This is a genomic window from Micromonospora lutea (genome assembly GCF_016863535.1).
GTDB classification, from domain to species: domain Bacteria; phylum Actinomycetota; class Actinomycetes; order Mycobacteriales; family Micromonosporaceae; genus Micromonospora; species Micromonospora lutea.
Window position 1 is genome coordinate 96,374 of sequence record NZ_BOPB01000013.1, and the last position, 23,964, is coordinate 120,337.

Annotated in this window: 22 protein-coding genes; 15 read left to right on the forward strand and 7 right to left on the reverse strand. The window is 70.6% G+C overall.

The window, feature by feature from the left end; translation table 11 throughout:
- Positions 1-69: 69 nt before the first annotated feature.
- On the reverse strand, positions 70-708 hold the full coding sequence (locus tag Vlu01_RS13970) for a formylglycine-generating enzyme family protein (protein ID WP_203999387.1): 639 nt from the start codon (positions 706-708) through the stop codon (positions 70-72).
- Between the two features lie 137 nt (positions 709-845).
- On the opposite strand from Vlu01_RS13970, the gene Vlu01_RS13975 reads away from it, so the two are divergent.
- Together Vlu01_RS13975 and Vlu01_RS13980 are read left to right on the forward strand one after the other, a co-directional pair.
- On the forward strand, positions 846-1,631 hold the full coding sequence (locus Vlu01_RS13975) for an SGNH/GDSL hydrolase family protein (RefSeq protein ID WP_203998786.1): 786 nt from the start codon (positions 846-848) through the stop codon (positions 1,629-1,631).
- 86 nt (positions 1,632-1,717) lie between these two features.
- Positions 1,718-2,608, forward strand: a complete 891-nt coding sequence (locus Vlu01_RS13980; RefSeq protein WP_203998788.1) for a sulfurtransferase — start codon at positions 1,718-1,720, stop codon at positions 2,606-2,608.
- A gap of 20 nt (positions 2,609-2,628) precedes the next feature.
- On the opposite strand, the gene Vlu01_RS13985 is transcribed toward Vlu01_RS13980, so the two are convergent.
- The gene (locus Vlu01_RS13985; protein ID WP_239095883.1) at positions 2,629-3,294 is read right to left on the reverse strand and encodes a TetR/AcrR family transcriptional regulator; all 666 of its coding nucleotides are present in this window, start codon (positions 3,292-3,294) and stop codon (positions 2,629-2,631) included.
- Positions 3,295-3,403: 109 nt separating this feature from the next.
- Here Vlu01_RS13985 and Vlu01_RS13990 point away from each other — a divergent pair, with 109 nt between their 5' ends.
- The 4 genes from Vlu01_RS13990 (at position 3,404) to Vlu01_RS14005 (ending at position 7,880) form a co-directional block, all read left to right on the forward strand.
- On the forward strand, positions 3,404-4,588 hold the full coding sequence (locus Vlu01_RS13990) for an FAD-dependent oxidoreductase (RefSeq protein WP_203998793.1): 1,185 nt from the start codon (positions 3,404-3,406) through the stop codon (positions 4,586-4,588).
- 42 nt (positions 4,589-4,630) lie between these two features.
- Entirely contained in the window at positions 4,631-5,257 is a 627-nt protein-coding gene (locus tag Vlu01_RS13995) for a TetR/AcrR family transcriptional regulator (protein ID WP_203998796.1), read from the forward strand.
- Between the two features lie 166 nt (positions 5,258-5,423).
- Positions 5,424-6,761 carry an acetyl-CoA carboxylase biotin carboxylase subunit gene (locus Vlu01_RS14000; RefSeq protein WP_203998799.1) on the forward strand — a complete coding sequence of 446 codons (1,338 nt, stop codon included), beginning with the start codon at positions 5,424-5,426 and terminating at the stop codon, positions 6,759-6,761.
- Positions 6,762-6,968: 207 nt separating this feature from the next.
- Positions 6,969-7,880: a hydroxymethylglutaryl-CoA lyase gene (locus tag Vlu01_RS14005; RefSeq protein WP_203999392.1), complete on the forward strand. Its 912-nt coding sequence runs from the start codon at positions 6,969-6,971 to the stop codon at positions 7,878-7,880.
- A 31-nt stretch (positions 7,881-7,911) separates the two neighbouring features.
- On the opposite strand, the gene lysA is transcribed toward Vlu01_RS14005, so the two are convergent.
- A complete protein-coding gene (gene lysA, locus Vlu01_RS14010) occupies positions 7,912-9,222 on the reverse strand; it encodes a diaminopimelate decarboxylase (RefSeq protein ID WP_203998802.1) in 1,311 nt (436 codons plus the stop codon).
- 215 nt (positions 9,223-9,437) lie between these two features.
- On the opposite strand from lysA, the gene Vlu01_RS14015 reads away from it, so the two are divergent.
- The 3 genes from Vlu01_RS14015 to Vlu01_RS14025 all read left to right on the forward strand — a co-directional run bounded on the left by Vlu01_RS14015 (position 9,438) and on the right by Vlu01_RS14025 (position 14,877).
- Positions 9,438-10,970, forward strand: a complete 1,533-nt coding sequence (locus Vlu01_RS14015; RefSeq protein ID WP_203998805.1) for an acyl-CoA carboxylase subunit beta — start codon at positions 9,438-9,440, stop codon at positions 10,968-10,970.
- A 77-nt stretch (positions 10,971-11,047) separates the two neighbouring features.
- Positions 11,048-12,202: an acyl-CoA dehydrogenase family protein gene (locus Vlu01_RS14020; protein WP_203998808.1), complete on the forward strand. Its 1,155-nt coding sequence runs from the start codon at positions 11,048-11,050 to the stop codon at positions 12,200-12,202.
- A 191-nt stretch (positions 12,203-12,393) separates the two neighbouring features.
- Complete coding sequence (locus Vlu01_RS14025) at positions 12,394-14,877, forward strand: ATP-binding protein (RefSeq protein WP_203998812.1); 2,484 nt, start codon at positions 12,394-12,396, stop codon at positions 14,875-14,877.
- A 294-nt stretch (positions 14,878-15,171) separates the two neighbouring features.
- Here Vlu01_RS14025 and Vlu01_RS14030 read toward each other — a convergent pair whose 3' ends face one another.
- Complete coding sequence (locus Vlu01_RS14030) at positions 15,172-15,678, reverse strand: MarR family winged helix-turn-helix transcriptional regulator (protein ID WP_203998816.1); 507 nt, start codon at positions 15,676-15,678, stop codon at positions 15,172-15,174.
- 104 nt (positions 15,679-15,782) lie between these two features.
- Here Vlu01_RS14030 and Vlu01_RS14035 point away from each other — a divergent pair, with 104 nt between their 5' ends.
- Positions 15,783-16,364 carry a YceI family protein gene (locus tag Vlu01_RS14035; protein WP_203998819.1) on the forward strand — a complete coding sequence of 194 codons (582 nt, stop codon included), beginning with the start codon at positions 15,783-15,785 and terminating at the stop codon, positions 16,362-16,364.
- A gap of 336 nt (positions 16,365-16,700) precedes the next feature.
- Positions 16,701-18,179, forward strand: a complete 1,479-nt coding sequence (locus Vlu01_RS14040; RefSeq protein WP_203998822.1) for a glutamate-cysteine ligase family protein — start codon at positions 16,701-16,703, stop codon at positions 18,177-18,179.
- A 53-nt stretch (positions 18,180-18,232) separates the two neighbouring features.
- Here the strand turns inward: Vlu01_RS14040 and Vlu01_RS14045 are convergent, their stop codons facing one another.
- Positions 18,233-19,570 carry a hypothetical protein gene (locus Vlu01_RS14045; protein ID WP_203998825.1) on the reverse strand — a complete coding sequence of 446 codons (1,338 nt, stop codon included), beginning with the start codon at positions 19,568-19,570 and terminating at the stop codon, positions 18,233-18,235.
- A 122-nt stretch (positions 19,571-19,692) separates the two neighbouring features.
- On the opposite strand from Vlu01_RS14045, the gene Vlu01_RS14050 reads away from it, so the two are divergent.
- Together Vlu01_RS14050 and Vlu01_RS14055 are read left to right on the forward strand one after the other, a co-directional pair.
- The gene (locus Vlu01_RS14050; RefSeq protein WP_203998828.1) at positions 19,693-20,382 is read left to right on the forward strand and encodes a PASTA domain-containing protein; all 690 of its coding nucleotides are present in this window, start codon (positions 19,693-19,695) and stop codon (positions 20,380-20,382) included.
- A gap of 99 nt (positions 20,383-20,481) precedes the next feature.
- Complete coding sequence (locus Vlu01_RS14055; protein WP_239095884.1) at positions 20,482-21,312, forward strand: PASTA domain-containing protein; 831 nt, start codon at positions 20,482-20,484, stop codon at positions 21,310-21,312.
- A gap of 9 nt (positions 21,313-21,321) precedes the next feature.
- On the opposite strand, the gene Vlu01_RS14060 is transcribed toward Vlu01_RS14055, so the two are convergent.
- Positions 21,322-21,714: a hypothetical protein gene (locus tag Vlu01_RS14060; RefSeq protein WP_373307382.1), complete on the reverse strand. Its 393-nt coding sequence runs from the start codon at positions 21,712-21,714 to the stop codon at positions 21,322-21,324.
- A 127-nt stretch (positions 21,715-21,841) separates the two neighbouring features.
- The gene (locus Vlu01_RS14065; protein ID WP_203998834.1) at positions 21,842-22,129 is read right to left on the reverse strand and encodes a hypothetical protein; all 288 of its coding nucleotides are present in this window, start codon (positions 22,127-22,129) and stop codon (positions 21,842-21,844) included.
- Between the two features lie 566 nt (positions 22,130-22,695).
- On the opposite strand from Vlu01_RS14065, the gene Vlu01_RS14070 reads away from it, so the two are divergent.
- Both Vlu01_RS14070 and Vlu01_RS14075 read left to right on the forward strand, forming a co-directional pair.
- Positions 22,696-23,571 (forward strand): helix-turn-helix domain-containing protein, encoded by an 876-nt coding sequence (locus Vlu01_RS14070; protein WP_203998837.1) that lies wholly within the window; start codon positions 22,696-22,698, stop codon positions 23,569-23,571.
- Positions 23,547-23,768, forward strand: a complete 222-nt coding sequence (locus Vlu01_RS14075; protein WP_203998840.1) for a DUF397 domain-containing protein — start codon at positions 23,547-23,549, stop codon at positions 23,766-23,768. Before Vlu01_RS14070 ends, Vlu01_RS14075 begins: the two co-directional genes overlap by 25 nt.
- Positions 23,769-23,964: the final 196 nt, after the last annotated feature.

Here is a 23,964-nt window from a genome sequence, read left to right on the forward strand (position 1 = left end):
ATCCTTCAGGTAAGCAGAGAGTGTGGTTCAGGACACTATTCGCCACGGGGTCGTCACGCTATACCCCGGTCAGCCGGAACGTGCCACCCGGAAGCCCACGTCGTCGACGGTGAAGGTCGGGTGGCTGCGGCGGCGTACCGAGGCGCGGCAACTCCAGTGCTCGTCGAACCATCCGCCGCCCCGGAGCACCCGGTAGCTGCCGTAGACCTCCGCGTCGTAGATGTCCCAGCACCAGTCCCACACGTTGCCCAACATGTCGTACAGGCCCCAGGGGTTGGGCTGCCGGCCGCCGACCTCGTGGACGTGTCCGTCGGAGTTGTCGCGGTACCAGGCGATCTCGTCGAGCGGCCCGTAGCGGGGGCCGGTCGTGCCGGCGCGGCAGGCGTACTCCCATTCGGCCTCGGTGGGCAGCCGGTAACCGTCGGCGGAGATGTCCCACTCGACGTGCTCGCCGTCGATCCGGTACGCCGGCCGCAGCCCCTCCCGCTCCGAGCGGGCGTTGCAGAACCGGATCGCGTCCCACCAGGAGACGCTCTCGACCGGCAGATCCGCGCCGGTGGAGGTGCTGGGACGCTCGCCGGTGACCTGCGCGTACTCGGTCTGGGTGACCGGGAAGGCGGCGAGTTGGTACGCCTCGACCTCGACCGACCACCGGCGTTCGGTCCGGCGGTCGGAGAGTTGCACCCGCCCGGCGGGGATGGACACCATCACCCGTGCAGTGTCGATGACGTCCGCCACGTTCGGCCGCACGGGGCACCGCCGGAGGGGTGACCGGTGGAAAACTTCCGGCGGTAGGCAGGGGTTCCCTTCCTATTCGCCCTACTCGCAGGTCGGAGGAGTGAGCAGTGCGCTGGCGCAGTTACGTCGCGGTCGGGGACAGCTTCACCGAAGGGCTGGACGACGCCTACCCGGACGGCAGTTTCCGGGGTTGGGCGGATCTGGTGGCCACCCGGCTGGCCGCCGAGGCCGGGCCCGACTTCGCGTACGCCAATCTGGCCATCCGGGGGCGGACCTTCCCGAGCGTGGTGGCCGAGCAGGCCCCGGCGGCGCTGGCGATGAAGCCCGACCTGATCAGCTTCGCGGCGGGTGGAAACGACGTGCTGCGCCGCAGCTTCGATCCGGACACCCTGGTCAGCCGCTTCGACGAGGTGGTCGGCCGGATGCGCGCCACCGGTGCCGACGTGCTGCTGTTCCGGTTCGCCGACGTGATGGCGCGGCTGCCCGGCCAACGGCTGATCGCGCCCCGGGTCGCCCTGCTCAATAAGGCTGTCGGGGAGACCGCCGAGCGGCACGGGGCCATCCTGGTCGACCTGTACGCCGACGACACGTACCTGAATCCGCTGCTCTGGAGCACCGACCGGCTGCACCTCTCCCCGGCCGGGCACCGCCGCGTCGCCGGCCAGGTGTTGAGCGCCCTCGGTGTCGGCTGCGACGAGGAGTGGCTGCTGGTTCCGCCGCACCCGGAGCCCACCCCCTGGCTCTCCGCCCGCACCGCCGACCTCCGCTGGGCCGGCCAACACCTGGCTCCCTGGATCACTCGCCGCCTGACTGGCCGCTCCTCCGGCGACACCCGCACCGCCAAACGCCCCACCCTCACCCCCCTCACCCACCCTTCTTCCGGTCGATCATGAGGTTATTGCCCGATTTAGGCTCGACCGGGGCAATAACCTCATGATCAACGGACAGGTGGGTGGGGGTGCGGCGTAGTTTGGTGACCATGTCTGTGCCGAACGATCCCGATCCCCGACTTCAGTCGTACGCGGACCCGCAGCGACTGGTCACCACCGACTGGCTGGCTGAGCATCTGGGCGACGACGGTCTGGTGGTCGTCGAGTCCGACGAGGACGTACTGCTCTATGACAGTGGTCACATCCCGGGTGCCGTCAAGATTGACTGGCATCTGGAGCTGAACGACCAGGTGACCCGGGACTACCTGGACGCCGAACGGTTCGCCGAACTCTGTGCCGCCAAGGGCATCGGCCGTGACGACACGGTCGTCTTCTACGGCGACAACTTCAACTGGTGGGCCGCGTACGCCCTCTGGGTCTTCACCCTCTTCGGCCACCCGGACGTGCGGCTGCTCGACGGCGGCCGGCAGAAGTGGATCGCCGAGGGGCGTGAGCTGACCCGCGACAAGCCGAACCGGCCTCGGGCGGACTATCCGGTGCCGCAGCGCGACGACGCGCCGGTGCGGGCGTTCCGTGAGGAGGTCGCGGCGCACATCGCCGCCGACCGGCCGCTGGTGGACGTGCGGTCGCCGGGCGAGTACACCGGCGAGATGCTGCACATGCCGGACTATCCGCAGGAGGGCGCGCTGCGCGGCGGGCACATTCCGGGTGCGGTGAACAAGCCGTGGAAGTCCGCCGCCAACGACGACGGCACCTTCAAGTCGGCCGACGAGTTGCGGGCCATCTACGCCGACCAGCTCGGGCTGAGCCCTGACGACGACGTGATCGCCTACTGCCGGATCGGCGAACGCTCCAGCCACACCTGGTTCGTGCTGCGCCACCTGCTCGGCTACCCGAAGGTGCGCAACTACGACGGCTCGTGGACCGAGTGGGGCAACCTGGTCCGGGCCCCCGTCGTGCAGGGCCCCGACCCGCGCTGACCTCCTGGTCGATCATGAGGTTAGTGGCAGGTTCGATCTCTGTTCCGGCCGCTAACCTCATGATCAACGAAGGGTGGGGTGGGGTCGCGTAGGTAGCGCTGGATGGTGGGGGCTAGCCAGTCGATCAGCTCGGCGGGGGTGATGTCGACCATCGGGGGCAGGCGCAGGACGTAGCGGGTCAGCGCGACGCCGAGCAGTTGGCTGGCGACCAGGCCGGCGCGCCGTGGGGCCTCGTCGGGGTCGGCGACCATCCGGGCGACCGCTGGGCCGAGCTGGGTGGTGAAGATGGCGCGCATCCGCTCCGCCCCGGCCGGGTTGGTGCTTGCCGTACGCAGCAGCGCCGGCAGGGTGGAGTCGCCTTCCCACCGGGTGAAGAAGTAACTGACCAGCGCCAGGCCGAGGCGATCGGCCGGCACGTCGCTCAGGTCGGGCAGCCGCAGGTCGAACTCGGCCGCCGTGGCGAACAGGTTCTCCTTGCTGCCGTAGTAGCGCATCACCATCGAGGGGTCGATCCGCGCGTCCGCCGCGATGGCCCGGATCGTCGCCCGGTCGTACCCGTCGGCAGCGAAGCGGTGGCGGGCGGCCCGCAGGATGGCCGCCCGGGTCGCCTCCGAGTTGCGGCGCACGCCGCCGGCCACCGACTCCGCGACCATGTTCTGAGCCCGTTCGGGTACGCCCTCCGTCATGTGACCGACGGTATGCCAACGACTGTTGACTTCCCAATCCGGGGCGACCTACCGTTGCCAACAAGTGTTTGCCAACACCTGTTGGCAAAGCTCGGTCGAGGAGGTCGTCATGCTGCCCGAACGAACGGACGTCCTGGTCGTCGGCGCGGGCCCGACCGGGCTCACCGCCGCACTCACCCTGGCCCGACGAGGGGTCGAGGTGACAGTGGTCGACCAGCGGGAGAAGCCGGCGGTGACCTCGCGGGCGGCGGTCGTGCACGCGTACACCCTGGAGGTGCTCGACCTGGTCGGAGCCGGCGCCGCCCTGGTGGCCCGAGGGCTGCGATCGGCCCGGTTCAGCGTCCGCGACCGGGATCGGGTGCTGGTCACCGTGCCGTTCGGTGGCCTGCCCAGCCGTCACCGGTACGCGCTGATGGTCTCCCAGTCGGTGACCGAGGAGGTGCTCACCGACCGGCTGGCCGAGGCGGGCGTGCGGGTGCTGCGCCCGTACCGGCTCACCGGCCTGCGCCACGACGGTGACGGCACGGTGGCGGACCTCGACGGCACGAGCGTGCGCGCCCGATGGGTCATCGGTGCCGACGGCATCAACAGCACCGTTCGTGAGCTGGCCGGCATCACATTCACCAAATCTGCCGGCTCCGAGGAGTCGTTCGTGCTGGCCGACGTACGCGTCGACAGCGTCCTGCCCCGCGACGGCGCGTCGATCTTCCTCGCCCGGGGTGGGCCGCTGGTCTGGGCGCCGCTGCCCGACGGGCGGGTACGCCTCGTCGCCACCGTCGCCGATCCGCCCGCCGAGCCGGACGCGGCCTACCTGCAACGCCTGCTCGACGAGCGTGGCCTCCGGCAACGACCGGACCAGGTGCGCGAAGTGCTCTGGTCCTCGCGGTTCCGGCTGCACCGACGGGTCGCCGGGACGTTCCGCTCCGGGCCGGTGCTGCTGGCCGGCGACGCCGCACACGTGCACAGCCCAGCCGGCGGGCAGGGCATGAACCTCGGCATCAGCGACGCGGTAGACCTCGGCGACACCCTGGCCGACGTGCTGGCCGGAGCCGACGAGACCCGGCTGGACGAGTACGCGGCCCGACGCCGCCCACTCGCACACGAGGTGGCCGACTTCGCCGACCGGCTGACCCGCCTCGCCACCGTGCCGTCATCCGCTCGACCGGCCCGGGACGTGCTGCTGCGACTGATCTCGCTGCTGCCGCCGGTGCGGCACCGGATCGCGCTGCGGCTCGCCGGCCTCAACCAACGCCTGGTGTCAGTCGCAGGTCCCGGCAAGCGGACTGGCGGGTAACCACGGTCCCGCGCTGTCGACAGCCGGGTCTACGCTGGCCCGGTGACGGTGGAGCAGCAGGCCCGGGGCGCGAACGGCGGGGCCACGGGGGCGGGACGACGCCGGTCCCGTAAGGACGAGATTCTTGAGATCGCGGTGGGTCTGTTCGCCTCCCGGGGCTACCACGGCGTATCGATGGACGACATCGGCGCGGCTGCCGGCGTGACCGGCCCGGCGCTCTATCACCACTTCGCCGGCAAGGAAGCGATGCTGGTCGCCGCACTGACGCCGGTCAGCGAAGGGCTGCTCGACGGTGGTCGGCAACGCCGCGCCGCGCATCCCGGCGATCCGCGCGCCGCCCTGGAGTCGCTGATCGACTTCCACGTCGACTTCGCGCTCGCCAACCCGGCCGTCATCGCGCTGCACCTGCACGAACTGGATCGGCTGCCGGAGGAGCCGCGACGGCGCATCCGCCGGCTTCAGCGGCTCTACGTCGAGGAGTGGGTCACCGTGCTGACCGCCCTGCACCCGGGGTTGCCCGACGGTGAGGCGCGGGTGCTGGCACACGCCGCGTTCGGCCTGATGAACTCCACCCCGTTCCTCGGTGGCGAGGTCGACCACCGGCGTCGGGCCGAGCTGCTGCGCGCCGCCACGCTGGCCGCGCTGCTCGCCCCCACCCAGCCCGCCTAGAACGAGTCCGCGCCGGTCGGTTCGGCCGCCGAGCTGCTGCGCGCCTCCCCTGCCGTTAACAAGGGGCCCTTGCTATACCGCAGGCGTTAACAGGGGGCCCTTCCTTGCATCCTGGCCGGCGTGGTTTCCTTGCACGCGTCTCAGTAGATGGACACGCGGAGGAAACATGATCGAGTCGCTGCTGGTCGCGAACCGGGGCGAGATCGCCCGCCGGATCATCCGTACCGCCCGGCGGCTCGGGGTGCGTGCGATCGCGGTGCACTCGGAGGCCGACGCCGGCCTGCCCTTCGTCGCCGAGGCCGACGAGGCCGTCTGCGTCGGCCCGGCCAACCCGGCCCAGAGCTACCGCAACACCGAGGCGATCCTCGCCGCAGCCCGGTCGACCGGCGCGCAGGCGATTCACCCCGGCTACGGCTTCCTGTCGGAGAACGCCGACTTCGCCCGTACCGTCGAGGCCAGCGGCCTGATCTGGGTCGGACCCGGCGCGGACGCGATCAGCGCGATGGGCGACAAGATCAATGCGCGGAACCTGATGGCGGCGGCCGGGGTGCCGGTGGCGGCCGGGACCACCGAGCCGGCGGCCGACCTGGCGGCGGCGGTCGCGGCGGCGGCGGAGATCGACTACCCGGTGATGGTCAAGGCCGCCGCCGGTGGCGGTGGCATGGGCATGGGCGTGGCCGCCGACGAGGCCGCGCTGCGCACCGAGTACGACAAGGTTCGCGCCTTCGCCGAGCGGATGTTCGGCGACGGTTCGGTGCTGCTGGAGCGGTACTTCCCCCGGGTGCGTCACGTCGAGGTGCAGATCCTCGGCCTGGCTGACGGCCGGGTGGTGGCGCTGGGCGAGCGGGAGTGCTCGGTGCAGCGGCGCAACCAGAAGCTGGTGGAGGAGTCACCTTCGCCGGCGGTTTCGCCGGAACTCCGCGCCCGCCTCATGGCCGCGGCGGTGCGAGCGGGCGAGGCGGTCGACTACCGCAACGCGGGCACTGTCGAGTGCCTGCTCGACCCGGCCTCCGGGGAGTTCTTCTTCCTGGAGATGAACACCCGGCTACAGGTGGAGCACCCGGTGACCGAGCTGGTGCACGGCATCGACCTGGTCGAGGAGCAGTTGCGGGTGGCCGCCGGCCTGCCGCCGACCTTCGACCCGGACACGCTGACCGCGCGCGGTCACGCCATCGAGCTGCGGGTCAACGCCGAGGACCCGAAGCGGTTCCTGCCCGGCCCGGGGACGATCACTACCTGGGTGGAGCCGACCGGCGAGGGGGTACGCGTCGACTCCGGCTACGTCGAGGGGAACACCGTCACCCCGTTCTACGACAGCCTGATGGCGAAACTGATCGTGCACGGCGCCGACCGCGCCGAGGCCATCGAGCGGGCGAGGGTTGCGGTGGCGCAGTTCCAGCTCGCTGGCCCGAAGCAGAACCTCCCCTTCTTCACCGACCTGCTGGAGAACCAGGAGTTCCTCTCCGGCAACTACGACACCACCATCGTCTCCCGCCTCCGCTAACCACCCACCCTCCCCTCCCCACCCACCCACCCACCCACCCCTCCCCACCCGGTTGATCATGAGGTTGTTGTCACCCTGGTCGGCGTGTCGGGACAACAACCTCATGATCACCGGAGTGGCACGGAGGTGGGTTGGGGGTGGGTGGCGTGACATGCTGGGGGTGTCAGCAGCAGGGACGTGTCACAGTGGGGTGGCCGCATGGCGGAGATGCCGAAGTACGTGTCCATTCGTGAGGTCGGGCCACGCGACGGGTTGCAGAACGAGGCGCCGATCCCCACCGACGCCAAGGTGCGGCTGCTCGACGCGCTCTCCCGGACGGGAGTACGCCGGATCGAGGCGGTGTCGTTCGTGCACCCCAGAGCGATTCCGCAGATGGCCGACGCCGACGAGGTGTGGCGACGGGCGCAGCGGGTCGACGGGGTGCGTTACTCGGCGCTGGTGCCGAACACGCGAGGTGCGCAGCGGGCCCTGGCTGCCGGCTTCACCGAGATCGAGGTGGTCGTCTCGGCCAGCGACACGCACAACCGGCGCAACGTCAACCGCTCCACCGAGGAGTCACTGGACGACATCGCCGAGTTGATCGACCTGCTGCACGACGCCGACGCCCACGCCGAGGTGATCGTCGCGACCAGCTTCGGCTGCCCCTACGAGGGCGACATCGATCCGGCACGGGTGGCCGCCATCGTGGACCGGGTGGTCCGCGACGGCGCCGACCGCGTCGCGTTCGGTGACACCACCGGCATGGGTACGCCCCGACGCGTCCGTGACCTGATCACCGCTGTCCGCGACCGCAACGCGGACGTGCCGGTGCTGCTGCACTTCCACAACACCCGGGGAACCGCGCTGGCCAACCTGCTGACCGCGCTGGAACTCGGGGTGACCGAGTTCGACGCCAGCGTCGGCGGTCTCGGCGGTTGCCCGTACGCCCCCGGGGCCAGCGGGAACCTGGCCACCGAGGAGGCGGTGCACATGCTGCACGACATGGGTGTCGACACCGGCATCGACCTGGACGCCCTGATCGAGGTGGCCGAGCTGGCCGAGGAGCTGACCGGCCGCAGCCTGCCCTCCGGCGTGCTGCGCGCCGGGCCGCGATCCCGGCTCACCGCCCTGCCCTCCTGACCCGCCCGGCACCCGGAACGCGAATCGGGCGTTACTGACCGTCGACCTCGTCGAGCAGTTCCAGGGCGACCAGATCGTCGTAGGTCTCCCGCCGCCGGATCAGTCGCACCTGGTCGCCGTGGACCAGCACCTCGGCCGGACGCTGCTGGCTGTTGTAGTTGCTGGTCATCGTCATGCCGTAGGCGCCAGCGGTGAAGATCGCCAGGTGAGCGCCCGCCTTCAGCTCGGGCAGCGACCGGGCTCGGGCCAGGTAGTCGCTGGACTCGCAGATCGGGCCCACCACGTCGTACTCGGTGAGTCCGGCCAGGCCGGACACGTCCCGGGAGCCCGGTGTCGCCTCCGCCGGGGGCTGGAGTGGCCAGATGAAGTGGTAGCTGTCGTACAGCGCGGCCCGGGCGAGGTGCGTCATGCCCGCGTCGAGCACCACGAGCTGCCGCTCGCCGGCCTGCTTGAGGTACCGGACGGTGCTGATCAGGACGCCGGCGTTCGCGGCGATCGTCCGGCCCGGCTCGAAGATCACCTGCCCGCCACGGGCGGTGAAGTCGGCCATCCGAGCGATGATGACCTCGGCGAAGTCGTCCCAGCTCGGTGCGGTGTGGTCGAGGTACTCGGCCGGGAATCCACCACCGAGATTCAACGTGGTGATCCGGTGCCCGGCCTGCTCCAGCATCGCCACCAGGGCGAGCAGGCGGTCGATGGCGGTGGCGTACACCTGCGGGTCGAAGATCGGACTGCCGAGGTGGACGTGGAAACCTTCGACGCGCAGCGCATCGTCGGCGGCGGCCCGGTTGAACAGCGTCGCCGCGCGGTCGATGTCCACGCCGAACTTGCCGCCCCGGGTGCCGGTGGTCGTACGCGCCGGGGTGCGCTCGTCCGGTGCGACGTCCGGGTTGACCCGGATCGCCAGCCGGGGCCGTCTACCCTCCTGCCGGGCGATCCGCGAGAGCAGCTCCACCTCGGCCTCGGACTCGACGTTTATGCACCGGATGTCGCGCCGGACCGCCTCCCGAAGCTCGGTCTCCGACTTGCCCACCCCCGCCAGCACGGTGCGCTCCGGGTCGATGCCGGCCAGCATCGCCCGGTGCAGCTCGCCGCCGCTGACCGCGTCGACGCCGGCGCCCTCCCGACCGAGCAGCCGGAGCAGGTGCACGTTGCTCAGCGCCTTGGCCGAGAAACAGACCAGCGGGTTGATCGCGTCGAACGCCTTCGCGAAGCGGCGGTAGTGATCGATCAGGGTGCTCGCCGAATACACGTACGTGGGTGTGCCGAACTGCTCGGCCACCGAGGTCAGCGGCACCCCTTCGCAGTGCAGTGCGCCGTCGCGATAGGCGAACTCATCCATTTGTTCCTCATTCAGGAGATCGGCGGTCAGGATATCGGGCCACCTGACGCGGATCGATCCAAATCCGCCCCTCGGGACGGTGTCCAGGTCACCAGCCCGGGAGGCGAGGGTGGGGGCGGTGAGTCGCCGCCGCAGGCCGCGATGCGATACCCTAACGATCGTTCAGGCTGGTGGGTTCCCGTGCCACGGCGGCGGGAAGGCGGCGAGGGGGCGGCGTGACGCTCGACGGTGCGGCACTGGAGCAGTTGCGTAAGCGGGTCCGTGCCGGTGGCGCGGAGAAGTACCACGCGGCGAACGCGGCCAAGGGCAAGCTGTTCGCCCGGGAACGGGTCGCGATCCTCGTCGACGAGGGCAGCTTCGTCGAGGACGGCCTCTACGCCAACGCCCTCGCCGAGGGGCTGCCCGCCGACGGCGTGGTCACCGGCACCGCCACCATCGACGGCCGTCAGGTCTGCCTGATGGCCAACGACTCCACGGTCAAGGCCGGCAGTTGGGGTGCCCGCACCGTCGAAAAGATCATCCGCATCATCGAGCGGGCGTACGACACCGGCGTCCCGATGGTCTACCTGGTCGACTCGGCGGGAGCACGGATCACCGACCAGGTCGAGCTGTTCCCCGGGCGGCGCGGCGCCGGGAAGATCTTCTGGAATCAGGTCCGTGCCTCCGGCTCGATCCCGCAGGTCTGTGCCCTGTTCGGGCCCAGCGCTGCCGGCGGTGCGTACATCCCGGCCTTCTGCGACGTGGTCGCCATGGTCGACGGCAACGCCAGCATGTACCTCGGCTCGGACCGGATGGTCGAGATGGTCACCGGCGAGAAGACCACCCTCGAAGCGATGGGCGGGGCGCGGGTGCACTGCGCCGAGTCCGGCGTCGGACATTTCCTCTGCAAGTCCGAGGCGGAGGCGCTCGACGTGGTGAAGCGCTACCTGTCCTACCTGCCGGCGAACTGGACGCAGCAGCCGCCCGTGGCCGCGGCCGTCGAGGCGCCGGCCAAGGCCGACCTCGCCGCGCTGGTGCCGGCGAGCGAGCGGCAGGCGTTCGACATGCGGCGGTACGTCAAGGGCCTGCTCGACGAGGACTCCTTCTTCGAGATCCAGGCACTCTGGGCCAAGGAGCTGACCATCGGCTTCGGTCGGTTGAACGGCGAGGTCGTCGGGGTGGTCGGCAACAACTCGATGTTCAAGGGCGGGGTGCTCTTCGTCGACTCCGCCGACAAGGCGACCCGTTTCGTGCAGCTCTGCGACGCGTTCAACGTGCCGCTGCTCTTCCTCAGCGACGTGCCCGGCTTCATGGTCGGCAGTGCGGTGGAGAAGCAGGGCATCATCCGGCACGGCGCGAAGATGATCACGGCGATCTCCGAGGCGACCGTACCCAAGATCTGTGTGGTGGTCCGCAAGGCGTACGGCGCCGGCCTCTACGCGATGGCCGGGCCGGGCTTCGAGCCGGACGCCACCATCGCCCTGCCCAGCGCGAAGATCGCCGTGATGGGCGCGGAGGCCGCGGTGAACGCCGTGTACGCCAACAAGATCGCCGCGATCGAGGACGAGGCCGAGCGGGCCGCGTTCGTCGCCGCTCGGCGTGAGGAGTACGAGCGGGACATCGACGTCGTACGCCTCGCCAGCGAACTGGTGGTCGACGCGATCGTCGAGCCGCAGGAGCTGCGGGCCGAACTGGTGCGCCGGTTCGCCGCGGCGCGGGGCAAGCAGCGGCACTTCTCCCGGCGACGGCACGGCGTCACCCCGGTCTGAGTCGCCCGCCCGCCACCAGCACGTACCCGTCCCGGCGTCACGAGCGCCCGGCGGACCGTCCACACAGGAGGAACCCGATGGACTTCCGGCTCACCGAGGAGCACGAGGCGCTACGCGACAGCGTGCGGGACTTCGCCCGCGAGGTGGTCGCGCCGGTCATCGCCGAGCACTACGAGCAGCACACCTTCCCGTACGAGATCATCCGCCAGATGGGCAAGATGGGTCTGTTCGGTCTGCCCTTCGCCGAGGAGCACGGCGGCATGGGCGGGGACTACTTCGCGCTCTGCCTGGCGCTGGAGGAGTTGGCCCGGGTGGACTCCAGCGTGGCGATCACCCTGGAGGCGGCGGTCTCGCTGGGCGCGATGCCGATCTACCGGTTCGGCACCGACGAGCAGAAGGCCCGGTGGCTGCCCCGACTGCTCAGCGGCGAGGCGCTGGCCGGGTTCGGGCTGACCGAACCGGGCTTCGGCTCGGACGCGGGTGGCACCGAGACCCGGGCGGTGCTGGACGAGGCGACCGGCGAGTGGGTGATCAACGGCTCGAAGGCGTTCATCACGAACTCCGGCACCGACATCACCGCGCTGGTCACCGTCACCGCCGTCACCGGCACCCGGCCGGACGGCACCAAGGAACTCTCCTCCATCATCGTGCCCAGCGGTACGCCCGGCTTCACCGTCGCGCCCGGCTACTCGAAGGTCGGCTGGACCGCCTCGGACACCCACGAGCTGACCTTCGACGACTGTCGGGTGCCGGCGGAGAACCTGCTCGGCGAACGCGGTCGGGGCTTCGCCCAGTTCCTGCGCATCCTCGACGAGGGTCGGATCGCCATCGCCGCGCTGGCCGTGGGGCTCGCCCAGGGCTGCGTCGACGAGTCGGTCAAGTACGCCAAGGAGCGGCACGCCTTCGGTCAACCGATCGGCAACTACCAGGCGATCCAGTTCAAGATCGCCGACATGGAGATGAAGGCGTACACCGCGCGGCTGGCCTACTACGACGCCGCAGCCCGGATGCTGGCCGGCGAGCCGTTCAAGCGGCAGGCGGCGATCGCCAAGCTGCACGCGAGCACGATCGCCGTCGACAACGCCCGGGAGGCGACCCAGATCCATGGTGGCTACGGCTTCATGAACGAGTACCCGGTGGCCCGGTTCTGGCGGGACTCCAAGATCCTGGAGATCGGTGAGGGCACCTCCGAGGTGCAGCGCATGATCATCGCTCGGGACCTGGGGATGTGAGCGGGCCGGTCCGTCCTCTGCTCCGACCGGTGCCAGCCAGGCCCGCCGGTCACCCGTAAACCACCGCGATCTGGTCCATCAGCACGTCCGCGCCAGGCAACGCGGGGTGGTAGTCAGGTTTCGGCAGGACATCGTCGGGTGGCCGACGATCCCGTGTCCGATGTCGGTCCTGGCCCGTATTGTCCGTGCCCATGGCTCCCGGTCATGATCGTCAATCCGGCCCGCCGCACGCCGGTCTGCCGGAGCTGCTGCGGGCGCATCGGCTGGCCGCCGGTGCCACCCAGGCTGAGCTGGCGGCCCGCGCCGGCATCGGGGTACGGACGGTCCGTGACCTGGAACGTGCGCGTTCCACCAGACCGCAGCGCACCACCGTCGAGCTGCTTGCCCAGGCGCTCGGGCTGACCGGCGCCGCCCGGGCGGCGTTCCTGGCCGCCGCCCGGGGCACCGGCACGGTGACCCCACAGCCCGAGGTCGGTACGCCGATGGGACTGCCACCCGCGCCCGAGCTGATCGGCCGGGAGCGCGATCTCTCCGAACTGGCCACTCTGTTGCACGAGCCGCGCGGTCCCCGGGTGGTGAGCCTGGTGGGGCTGGCCGGCGTCGGCAAGACGGCACTGGCGTTGGCAGCGGTCCACGCCGCCGCACCGGCCCATGCCGGCGGTGTCGCGGGCGTCCTCATCGGTGCCGGGTCGGACGCGGCCGACGTGCTTGCCGCCGTGCTGACCGTCTTCGGCGTCGCCCGGGACACCGAGTTGACCGCGCGGCTCGGTGACCGGCGGGCGCTGCTGCTGGTGGACGCCGTGGAACGGGCACCCGACCCGGTGGCCGGCACCCTGCGGCGGCTCGTCGATGCGGTGCCGTCGCTGCGGGTGCTGGTCACCGGCCGGCATCCGGTCGGGCTGCCGGGTGAGTGGGTGCGTCCCGTGTCGCCGTTGGAGGTGCCGCCACCGGGGGCCACCGATCCGGCCACCCTGGCCCGCTGTCCGGCGGTCACCCTGTTCACCTCGCGGCTGGCGCAGGTCCGGCGTGAACCGCCGACCAATGCCGAACTGCCGGCGTTGGCCGCGCTGGTGCGTCGGCTGGGTGGGCTGCCGCTGGCCATCGAACTGATGGCGGCGCGTGGTCGGCTGCTCGACCTGACCGAACTGCTCGACCGGTACGGCGACCGGGTGCTGGATCTGGACACCTCGGCCGCCACACCCAGCGGTTGGGAGACACGGCCACGCGGCGACGAAGCCCGCACCGCGGTGGCGGAGACACTGCGCGACGCGGTGGCCACCAGTTACCGGCTGCTCGCCGACGAGGAGCGGGCGGCGCTGCGCCAACTCGCCGCCTTCGGCAACCGATGGTCGGTGGAGATGGCCGAGGAGATGCTCGCCGGCACGGGCGTCGACCCGGTGCCCCTGCTGAACCGCTTCCTCGATCTCGGGTTGCTGAGCGTACGAGGGGGTGGCTCGTTCCGGTTCCGGCTCCTCGACGCCGTCCGGGACTACGCCGTCGAGCAGGCGTCCGGCGCCGGCGAGTCGACCGTGATCCGACGCCGGCACGCTCGGCTGGTGACCCGGCTGGTGGAGCGGACCGCGTCGGGGTTGACCGGTGCCGGCGCCGGTGCCGCGGCCCACCGTCTCGACGAGGTAACCGGCGATGTCAGCTCGGCACTGGCGTACGCGGCGGTCGACGATCCCCTGACCGCGTTACGCCTCGCGGTGAGCCTGCGCCGGTGGTGGCGGTTACGCGGGCGGGACGTGGTCGGCCGGCAGTGGCTGCTGCGTCTGTTGGCCGATCCGCGTACCGCCGATGCCGATCCGGCTTTGCGCGCGCGGGCCTCGATCGGTGTGGCGTCGCTCGCTGGGGAGCACGGTGCGGCGGCGATGGAGCTGCCGAGGGCCCGCACGGCGTTGGCGGAGTTCCGTCGGATCGGTGACGTACCGGGCGAATTGGAGGCGCGCACGGTACTCGGCGTCCTGCTGGCCGCGACCGGACGACCGGGTCAGGCGCGGGAACAGGCGGAGGCGGTGTTGGCCCTGGCCTCCGAGCATGGTCTGACCCGGCGGATGGCCGTCGCGCAGCATCAGCTGGCGTGGCACGAGATCAGACTTGGTGACCTCGGCGCGGCACGTCGCCGGCTGGCCGTGGTGGACCGGCTCGGCGGACAGTGCGCGGAGCAGCGGCTGCGGGTGCTGGCCCGGGGCACCGTCGCGGAGGTGTTTCGCCTTGAGGGCCGGTACGGCGACGCGGTCGACGAGGCCCGACGGGTACTGGCGGCGCTGAGCGATCTGGGCAGTCCGCGTAGTCGACGGCAGGTGCTGGGCACGCTGGGCCTGGCGCTCGCCCAGGACGGTCGGGCGGCTGAGGCCGCCGAGGTGCTCGCCGAGCTGCGTCCACTCGACGGCACCGGGGCGTTGATCGAGGGGCACTTGGCGCTGCGCCGTGGGGACCGGGAGGTCGCGGCGGAGTGGTTCGCGGCTGCGGCGGAGCCGGACGAGGCCGGCCGGGACCGACGCACGGTGGTGGAGGCACTGGTGGGCCTGGCGGCCAGCACCTCCGACGCGGCTGTCCTCGATCGGGTGGACCTGGCCTGCCGGCAGGGCGGTATCCGGCTGCTGGAGCACGAGGAGGAGTTGCTCTACGCGCTTTCGGTGACCCGGAACGGCCCGGTGGCCGACGGGCGATGAGGCAGCGCGGCCCCCGGCTTGCCGGTGTCGGGGGACGGGGGCGGCGCGGACGAGGAAGCCCCCTGTTGCCACCCCTCGCTCATCGCCCGCGCCGGTGCCCCCGCTGCCCCCCGCCGTTGCGAGATTAGCGGGGAGCGGTGGGATACTCTGTCGGGTTTGGCGGCCTGTGGCCTGTTTATCCAGCGGTTCTGCCGGTCTTTCTGCCGGTGATGTCACGCTTGGCTGTCGCCGACTACACCGAGGGTTCGGATGTGATCGACCGGGCTGTAGGCTCAGCAGCCTGTGCAGATCACCTCACCCCTCCTTGTCGCAGTCGGCTGGCGCGTCGGCGGAGTCGCTCCCGGCGGTCGCGCAGGGATGCACGGCGTCGCGTACCCGGCGCAGACCGTTGAGTAGCGCCTCGAGTGCGGCCGGGTCGAGTTGCCCGGTGAACCAGTCCTCGATGAGTTGCAGGTGCCCGGGCAGGCTCTCGTCGAGTCGGCGTAGGCCTGCGGGCGTCACAACCGCGTACGAACTGCGCCGGTCGGACGGGCAGGCGCGGCGGGTGATCAACCCGTCTCGTTCCATCCGGTCCACCACGCGGGTCACGCCACTGGTGGAGAGTGAGGTCTGGGCGGCAAGGTCTGTCATTCGTAGTTGGTTGGCGGGAGACCGGGTCAGTCTGGTCAGCACCTCGAACTCGACCGATGACAGACCGTGCTCGTCCAGTTGGGTGGCGAATCGGGCGGCCAGCCCGGCGTGTACCTCGAAGAGGAGACCGACGGCCGTGATTCGCGGGTCGTCGAAGGCGTTCGTTTCCACAGGTACATCGTACCAGTACTTGACAGCAGGAATATTGTTAGCGATATAGTTGCTGCAGCAGACGTTGTGCTACTCAACAATATCTTCCTGGAGGGCAGTTTCTCATGACCAGCAGCACCGATCCGGTCACCCGCGAGTGGAACGGTCTCACCATCCCTGCGGCCGGCACCTACCTGCTGGATGCAGCGCACAAGCGGGTCGGCTTCGTCGCCCGGCACATGATGGTGAGCAAGGTCCGCGGCGACTTCGCTGACGCGAGCGCCACCATCACCATCGCTGAGGACCCGCTCGCGTCCACGGTCTCCGCCACCATCCAGGCCGCCAGCATCAACACCGCCCAGACGGACCGGGACGCCCACCTGCGCAGCCCGGAGTTCCTCGACGTGGAGAAGTTCGCCACCCTGGAGTACCGCAGCACCGGAGTGAAGTCGCACGAGGGCAACGAGTTCGTCCTGGCCGGCGAGCTGACCATCAAGGACGTGACCCGTCCGGTCGACCTCAAGGTCGATTTCGAGGGTGTCGGCCGCAGCCCCTTCGGTCAGGACATCTTCGGGTTCTCGGCGAGCACCGAGATCGACCGCGAGGAGTTCGGCCTGACCTGGAACGTCGCCCTGGAGTCGGGTGGTGTCCTGGTCGGCAAGAAGGTCAAGATCGAGATCGAGGGCGAGGCTATTCGCCAGTCCTGATCCGGATGCTCCGACAGGCCCGCGCCCGCACCGCGCGGGCCTGTCGGCTGCCCGGGTACGCCTGCTCGTGCCGGAGCCGATCGGCGGCGGTGCTGGTGCGAATTGTCACAACCTGTTCGTCGTTCGACACCAGAGGCCCGAGGCTGCGGCTGGGTAGGTAGTCGGAGCGGAAGCGACCGACCTGGTCGAGTCGGCGCGGTCGACCTCAACGGCGGGGTGGACTGCGCCAATGGACCGATCTTCGGGGTGGCTGGGCTCGACGTTTCCAGCGAGTATGGTTCACAGTGCGCTCCGGGGCGGCACCGTTTCCGTGGGCGTCGCGCGCCGGGAGGAAGTATGGGCAGGGATGTCGATCGGGCCGTCTTCTCCCGTGAGGATCGGGTCCGGTACCGGCAGAAGGTCCGTCGCTGCCTGGACGTGTTCGCGCTGATGCTGGACGACTTCGGCTTTGACGCCGACCGGCCGATGACCGGCCTGGAGATCGAGCTGAACCTGGTCGACCCGGCGGCCGAGCCGGCCATGCGCAACGAGGAGATCCTCGCCGCGATCGCCGACCCGTTGTTCCAGACCGAGCTGGGGCAGTTCAACCTGGAACTCAACGCCAATCCTCGGCTGATCTCCGGCAACGGCTTCGCGGACTACGAGCGAGACCTCTGCGCCAGCCTCAACCGGGCCAACGAGCGCGCGGCGCGGTCGGACACCAGGATCGTCCTGGTCGGCATCCTGCCCACGTTGAACGAGCGACACCTGGTGGCGGACAACCTCTCCACCAACGAGCGGTACCGAGTGCTGAACGACCAGATCGTCGGGGCCCGAGGCGAGGACATCGAACTCGACATCCGGGGCGTCGAGCGACTGCGTACGCACAACGACTCGATCGCACCGGAGGCGGCCTGCACCAGCCTCCAGTTTCACCTCCAGGTCGCGCCGGACAGCTTCGCCGACTACTGGAACGCCTCGCAGGCGATCGCTGCTGCCCAGGTGGCGGTGGGCGCCAACTCACCCTTCCTGTACGACCGTCAGCTCTGGGCGGAGACCCGCATCGCCCTGTTCGAACAGGCCACCGACACCCGGCCGGACGAGTTGAAGACCCAGGGCGTACGACCCCGGGTCTGGTTCGGTGAGCGGTGGATCACCTCGATCTTCGACCTGTTCGAGGAGAACGTCCGCTACTTCCCGCCACTGCTGCCGATCTGCGAGAGCGAGGACCCGGTGGAGGTCCTGCACGCCGGCGGCGTGCCCGAGCTGGCTGAGCTGCGGCTGCACAACGGCACCGTCTACCGGTGGAACCGACCGGTCTACGACATCATGGACGGCCGCCCACACCTGCGGGTCGAGAACCGGGTGCTGCCGGCCGGGCCGACCGTCGTCGACATGCTGGCCAACGCCGCCTTCTACTTCGGGTTGGTACGCGGCATGGCCGAGGCCGACCGCCCGATCTGGAGCCAGCTCACCTTCAGCTCGGCCGAGGAGAACTTCCACGCCGCTGCCCGCCGGGGCATGGACGCGGTGCTGCACTGGCCGCAGCTGGGCGACGTTCCGGTGACCACCCTGGTGCTCGACACGCTGTTGCCGCTCGCCGCGTCCGGCCTGGACGGCTTCGGCGTGGCCCCCGCCGACCGGGATCGCTTGCTCGGCATCATCGAGCAACGCTGCCGTACCGGGCGCAACGGTGCGGTCTGGCAGGCCAGCACGGTGTGGGCCGCCGAGCGGCACCTGGGTCTGGACCGCCGGGCCGCCCTGCACCACATGCTCCAGCGCTATGCGGAGTTGCAGTACACCAACGAACCGGTGCACACCTGGCCGCTCGACTGAACGCGACCGGCAAGAGGGCTGGCGGGCCGTTCTACCAGGGAGCAGGCTGGTGACTAGCGGCCGCGCCGCTGTTGCCGGACGCGTCGGCCGCCCTCGGGTGTCTCGTCGCTGTCGGACGACGTCACGGACGGCGAGGTGTCGGTCGTCTCGCCCGTCTCCACCGATCCTTCAGCCGGCCCCTTCGATTTCGGTGCTGAGGGCTTCGGCGCTGCCGGCTTGACTCGTGCCGGTCTGGGTGTGGCGGATCCGGGCGCGGTTTCCGTCCGCGACTTTGCCACTTCGCCGGCTGCCGGCCCGTCGAGGCGCTCGGTGCCCGGCTCGGACCGACCGGTTGCCGGCTCGGACTCGCGGGTGACCCGGTCGTCGTCTGCGACCCGCTGCCGGGGCACCACCGCAGCAGGGTCGGGACTGCTCGACCGGCTCTGCGCCAGCCGGGCCGACCGCTGGGCGAGCGCCGCCACCAGGACCGACCCGCCGACGCCCACGATCACCGCGTACGGGGCGATGAGGTGGGCGGACACCTGCTCCGGGCTGATCGCCGTGAGCCTCGGCACGGCGAGGAAGTACGCGACGGCCACCAGCAGCGGCCCGGCGGCACCAGAAGCGGTGGCACCGACCCGGCGGTCGGTCGCACCTACGCCACTGCGGGCGGCCAGCGCGCCGATCACCAGCGCCGAGCCGAGCGACAGCACCGCACCGGGCCAGTAGAAGTAGTCCCGAACCCAGAACTGGTCGCTGTCCGAGCTGAGTTGCCAGATGCCGAGCTGCGCGGTGGTCAGCCCGCGACCGGCGAGCACCGAGTCGACGACGGCGATGACCGCGAGCAGCCAGAGCCAGCCGGCGGTGGCGATGACGTTGGTGGCGGCGGCGCGGCACCGCAGCGCCCAGACCGCCACGAGCGTCCCGACCAGCACGCCGACAGCCGCGTACCCGGCGGCCATGTCTCGGGGGGACGGGGTGTCCGGCACCACCGCGACCCGTGCCGGCACGGCGACCAGCAACACGGTGATCAGCGCGCCCAGTCCGGCGGCCACGGCCAGGGCGACCCCCCACAGCCCGCCACCGGCCTGCTTGACGACTGGCGGTTCACCGTCGGGCGGGACCGGAGGGTCGGACGACGCTGACCCGCTGACTACCGCCTCGGACGGTGCCCCGGCCTGACGGCGGTCATGCAGCCGTTGCGCGCAGACCGCACCGAAGATGGTCGAGGTGGCGGCGATCCAGGTGGCCCAGATCAGGCTGGCCACCCAGGCCGCAGTGCCGGCGGTCGCCTCGCTGGGTGCCCAGTTGAGAATGCCCAGGCCGTACCCGAAACCTAGTTGGGCCGCTCCGGCGCCGGCTGCCACGCCGGCCGCAGTGGCGATCGATCCTCCCCAGCCCTGTCTGGCCATGCCGGGCAGCGTAACGTCCTGTGGTCGGTGCGGCGAGTCGTGCGCGGGCACCAACCGGCAACGATTACGGACAGTGCTTGGCCCCGGTCGCTACGGTCGCGGGTGATGAGGTGGTGGGCGGGATGACGGACGGAACCACGGGCGGGCGGCCGGGGCGCGGTGACACCGGTCCGGATCGGACGAAGGTGATCCTCGGTGGTGGGACCGCTGCCGTACTGCTGGCGATCATCGGTGCGGCCGGTGGCTGGGTGCTCGCCGGCGACCAGGTAGGGCCGGACCCGGTGTCATCGGGCGTGTCCGACACCCTCACCCCGACCCCGGCCGTCCGGACCTCGCCGCCGAGGGAGCGTCCCAAGCCGACCGCCTCGGCCACGCCGAGCGGCAGCCCCAGCCCTTCGCGGCCGACCGGACTCACCGTGCCGCACCTGGTCGGCATGGATTTCGAAGAGGCCCGGGACGAACTGCGGGATCGGGGACTGGGCTGGCAGCTCGTCTTCGGCAGCGGTGACAGTTCCAGCGTACGCAGCACCGATCCGGCCCCGGGTACGCCCGTCCGGCGCGGTGTCACGGTCAAGGTCAACGTCGCTGGTGCCGCACCACCGAACGAGGTGCCGGACCTGACCGGTGAGACGTGCAACGAGGCGGGAGCCGAACTCGTCGACGACGGCTTCTCCCCTCGCTACCCCAACGGACGCTCCGGGACGGTCACGTCACAACAACCGGTGGGCGGGACGGTCGGCAGGTGGAACGACGTGGTTCAGATCTGGTGCGGCACGTCGCCGAGCGTGGAGGCGACCGCTCCGGCTCCGTGACGCGGACCCGACACGCTGATGCCGACCGATGACCGGCAGAACCGCTAGGTTGACCATCGAGGGGCCTGTTGCCCGCCCGGCCGGCGGAAAGGACGTGCCATGAGCGACGACCGCCAGGAGCCGACCGACGGGCAACCGGACGACCGGACCCGACAGATCCCGCCGGACGACCCGGACGAGACCGCGCCGCTGGGGCGTACCACCGAGGAGCCGGTGCGGGCGGCGGACGAGACCGCGCTGCTGGGGCGCGCTCCCGACGAGACCGCGCCGATGGACCGGGCAACCGGTGGGCCGGCGATGCCCGCCGATGCCACCGCGCCGCTGCCGCCGACCCAGCGTTCCGGGTCGGCGGCCTGGTCCGGGCGCGCGGAGGTGCCTTCGGTGCGGCCGGGAGCGGACCGGGAGCTGAGCGGTGGCGACTGGTACCCCGAGGAGCAGTCCGGCCGACCGTGGTGGCTACCGATCCTCTGGGGTGTCCTGCTGCTGCTCCTGCTCGCGCTGATCGGAGGCGGGTTCTGGCTGGCCCGTCAAGGGCTCGACGGCGGCGGGCCGTCAACGGAATCTCCCTCGCCGACCGCCCAGCCCTCACCGACCACGGCGTCGCCGTCACCGACCACGGCGTCCCCGTCCCCGTCACCACCACCGACGACGAGTGCCGCCCCGGTCCAGGTGCCGATACCGCCGCTGGTCGGTCTGCCGGAAGCCGCCGCACGGGCCGCGCTGGACGGGCTCGACCTCGACTACCGGGTGGAGTACCGCCCGTCGGACCAGCCGCCCGGGACCGTCATCGCCACCGACCCGGAGGCCGGCGAACTGGCGGAGGCGGGCGACGAGGTGCGGCTGGTGGTGGCCGCGGCGAGTCCGAGCCCGTCGCCGCCGACGGATGAGCCGACCACCGAGCCGACCGTGGCGGTGAGCCCCACCGAGTGATCGCCGGGGTCACCACATGCGGCGTCTGGTGCCGACCAGCCCGAGACCGGCGAGGGAGATCGCCAGTCCGAACACCCCGGACCAGAACAGCGAGCGGCTGAGTTCCTCCCGGCTGTGATCACTCGTGGCCCGCGCCGGCGGGTCCTGCTCAGTCGGGTACGTGGGCTGCTCGGCGTCACCGTGGGCGTCCCACACCCCGCCGAACAGAGCGTCGGGCTCGACCGGTTCGCTCTCCACGACAGTGATCTCCGGGGCCGGTACGGGTTCAGCCAGCCGGGTGGCTGACAGGGCGGGATCGCGGCCCAGCACCACCAGGATGACGACGGCACCGAGAAGCGCCACGAGTCCGAAGGTGTAGGCGATACGGGACCGGTGTGGCTCCCGCGCGGACATATTGACCATGGCCATCCCAGGTTCGGGGTCCGGGAGGCGCGGGGTGGAGACGTGCCGGGGTGGGCATACCGATTCTATGACGGCGGCATGCCCCCCGAATCCTTTTCACCTGAACGCGGGTGGTGTCCGTGACGGCTCAGTGCACCCGAACCGGAGTCCGTACGGTGGGCCGGCGAGCCGACCGTACCGTGTGTGGACGCGGCTGCGGGGCGGCCTGGACCTGCCGCAACCCGGCCCGCTGGACGAAGATCGGGCGACGGTTGACCGCGTCCCCCGCAGCATTCAACTCGTAGCCTTCGAGCCAGAGCCAGCCGTCGTAGGTGGGGCGGTCGAGCACCCGGATCACCCGGAACAGGATGGGTCTGCGGAACTGGACACTCGCCTCGCGTGTCACGTGCAGTACGTCACCGGAGCGGGGAAGCACATTGGCTCCTGGAAGGGTCGGCCGGCGGGGAAGGGCCGGCGGAGGACGATGGGGGTTTGTTCGGCCCTGGCGTCGAGGTCGTGTCTCGGTGGCCGGGGTCGGTGGCGCGGTCCGTCGGGTGCGGAGTTGCTGGTGGCGTAACTCCAGCGGGATCGGTCGGCTGATCAGGAGGTGTCGCCGTGGCCGTCGCCGTCAGAGATGGACATGCGGCTCCCAGTTCCGGGGGCCGTGCCGGCAGGTGACGACCGGGAGTGTCCGTGACCCGCTTCTCCACGGTCTTGATCACTCGCGGAGACGGATCGGAGACGGTCAGTAACCCGGGTCATACGCACAGAGTGCATCAGGAGCGTGCGTCATGCAAGTTGCACGTCGACTTTTGCCGATACGTGAGCGGCTCGCGCGAAACGGCGCTTGAACGCGTCGGCCCCCGGGCGGCACACTGAGAGCCGGCTTCGCCGCCGCGGCCGGCCGAGGACCGGCACCATCCAAGCCGCGAACCCTCGCCGGGGAGGATCGCGCCGTGGGCGAGTGGTGAGAGCGGCGCGTCGAAGCGGAGAGGTGACACGGTGAGCGAGCGGCGCAGCCCGACCATCCGGCGGCGCCGGCTCGGCGCGGAGTTGCGCCGACAGCGCGAGGCCGCCGGCATCACCATCGAGGCCGTGGCGGAGCAGCTGGAGTGCTCGGCCTCCAAGGTGTCGCGCATCGAGACGGGCCACACCACCGCGACTCCCCGGGACGTGCGGGACATGCTCCGGATCTACGGGGTGGTCGGTGCCGAGAGCGACGAGCTGGTGCAGATCGCCCGTGAGGCTCGGCAGAAGGGCTGGTGGCACCCCTACAGCACGGTGCTGGTCGGGGCGTACGTCGGTCTGGAGGCGGCGGCGAGTTCCATTCGCGCGTACGAGCAGCAGGTGGTGCCAGGACTGCTGGAGACCGAGGACTACGCCAGCGCGATGATCCGTGCGGCCCGCCCCGATTTCAGCGCTGATCAGGTGCAGCAACGGGTGCGTGTCCGACTCGGCCGTCAGTCGTTGTTGACCCAGGATGATCCGGTCGATCTGTGGGTGGTGCTCGATGAGGCGGTGTTGAGCCGTCCGGTGGGCGGGGACACGGTCATGCGTGACCAGCTTCTGCGGTTGGTGGAGGTGGCCCAGCTGCCGAACGTGACGCTTCAGGTCCTGCCGTTCGAGGTGGGGGCGCACGCCGGCATGGACGGCACCTTCACGATCCTCAGCTTCCCCGAACCCGGTGATCCGGATGTCGTGTACGCGGAGAACGCCACGGGTGGGCTCTTCCTGGAGAAGAGCGACGAACTACAGAAGTACAGCTTCATCTTCGATCACATTCGAGCAGCGGCCAAGCGTCCGGAGGAGTCCGTCGAGTACATCGCGAGACTGGCAGAGGAGCCGTTGTGGAAGTGGCGACGCAAGGATTCTCCGTGAACCTGACGCAGGCGACATGGTTCAAGAGCTCGAAGAGCGGGCCGAACTGTGACAACTGCGTCGAGGTGGCGTTTGTGACCGGGGCGGTCGGCGTCCGGGACTCGAAGGACAAGGCCGGACCGGCCCTGGTCTTCGCACCGGGTGACTGGCACGCTTTCGTCGCCAGCACCAGGGACGGCGCGTTCCCCCGGGCCTGACGTCCGGGGACGGTACGACGGATCCCCGTTCGGCCACTGGCCGAACGGGGATCCTGCTGTCGTGACCGGTTTCGGCAGGTGAGCATCGACGCCTGCACGCCGGCTGCCGTCGCCACATCGTGGCCGTGTCGTTGTACCTCTCGGTACGCGCTGGTCGACATCCCCCCGGCAGGGCGGGTAACCGAGCGAGGCAGGC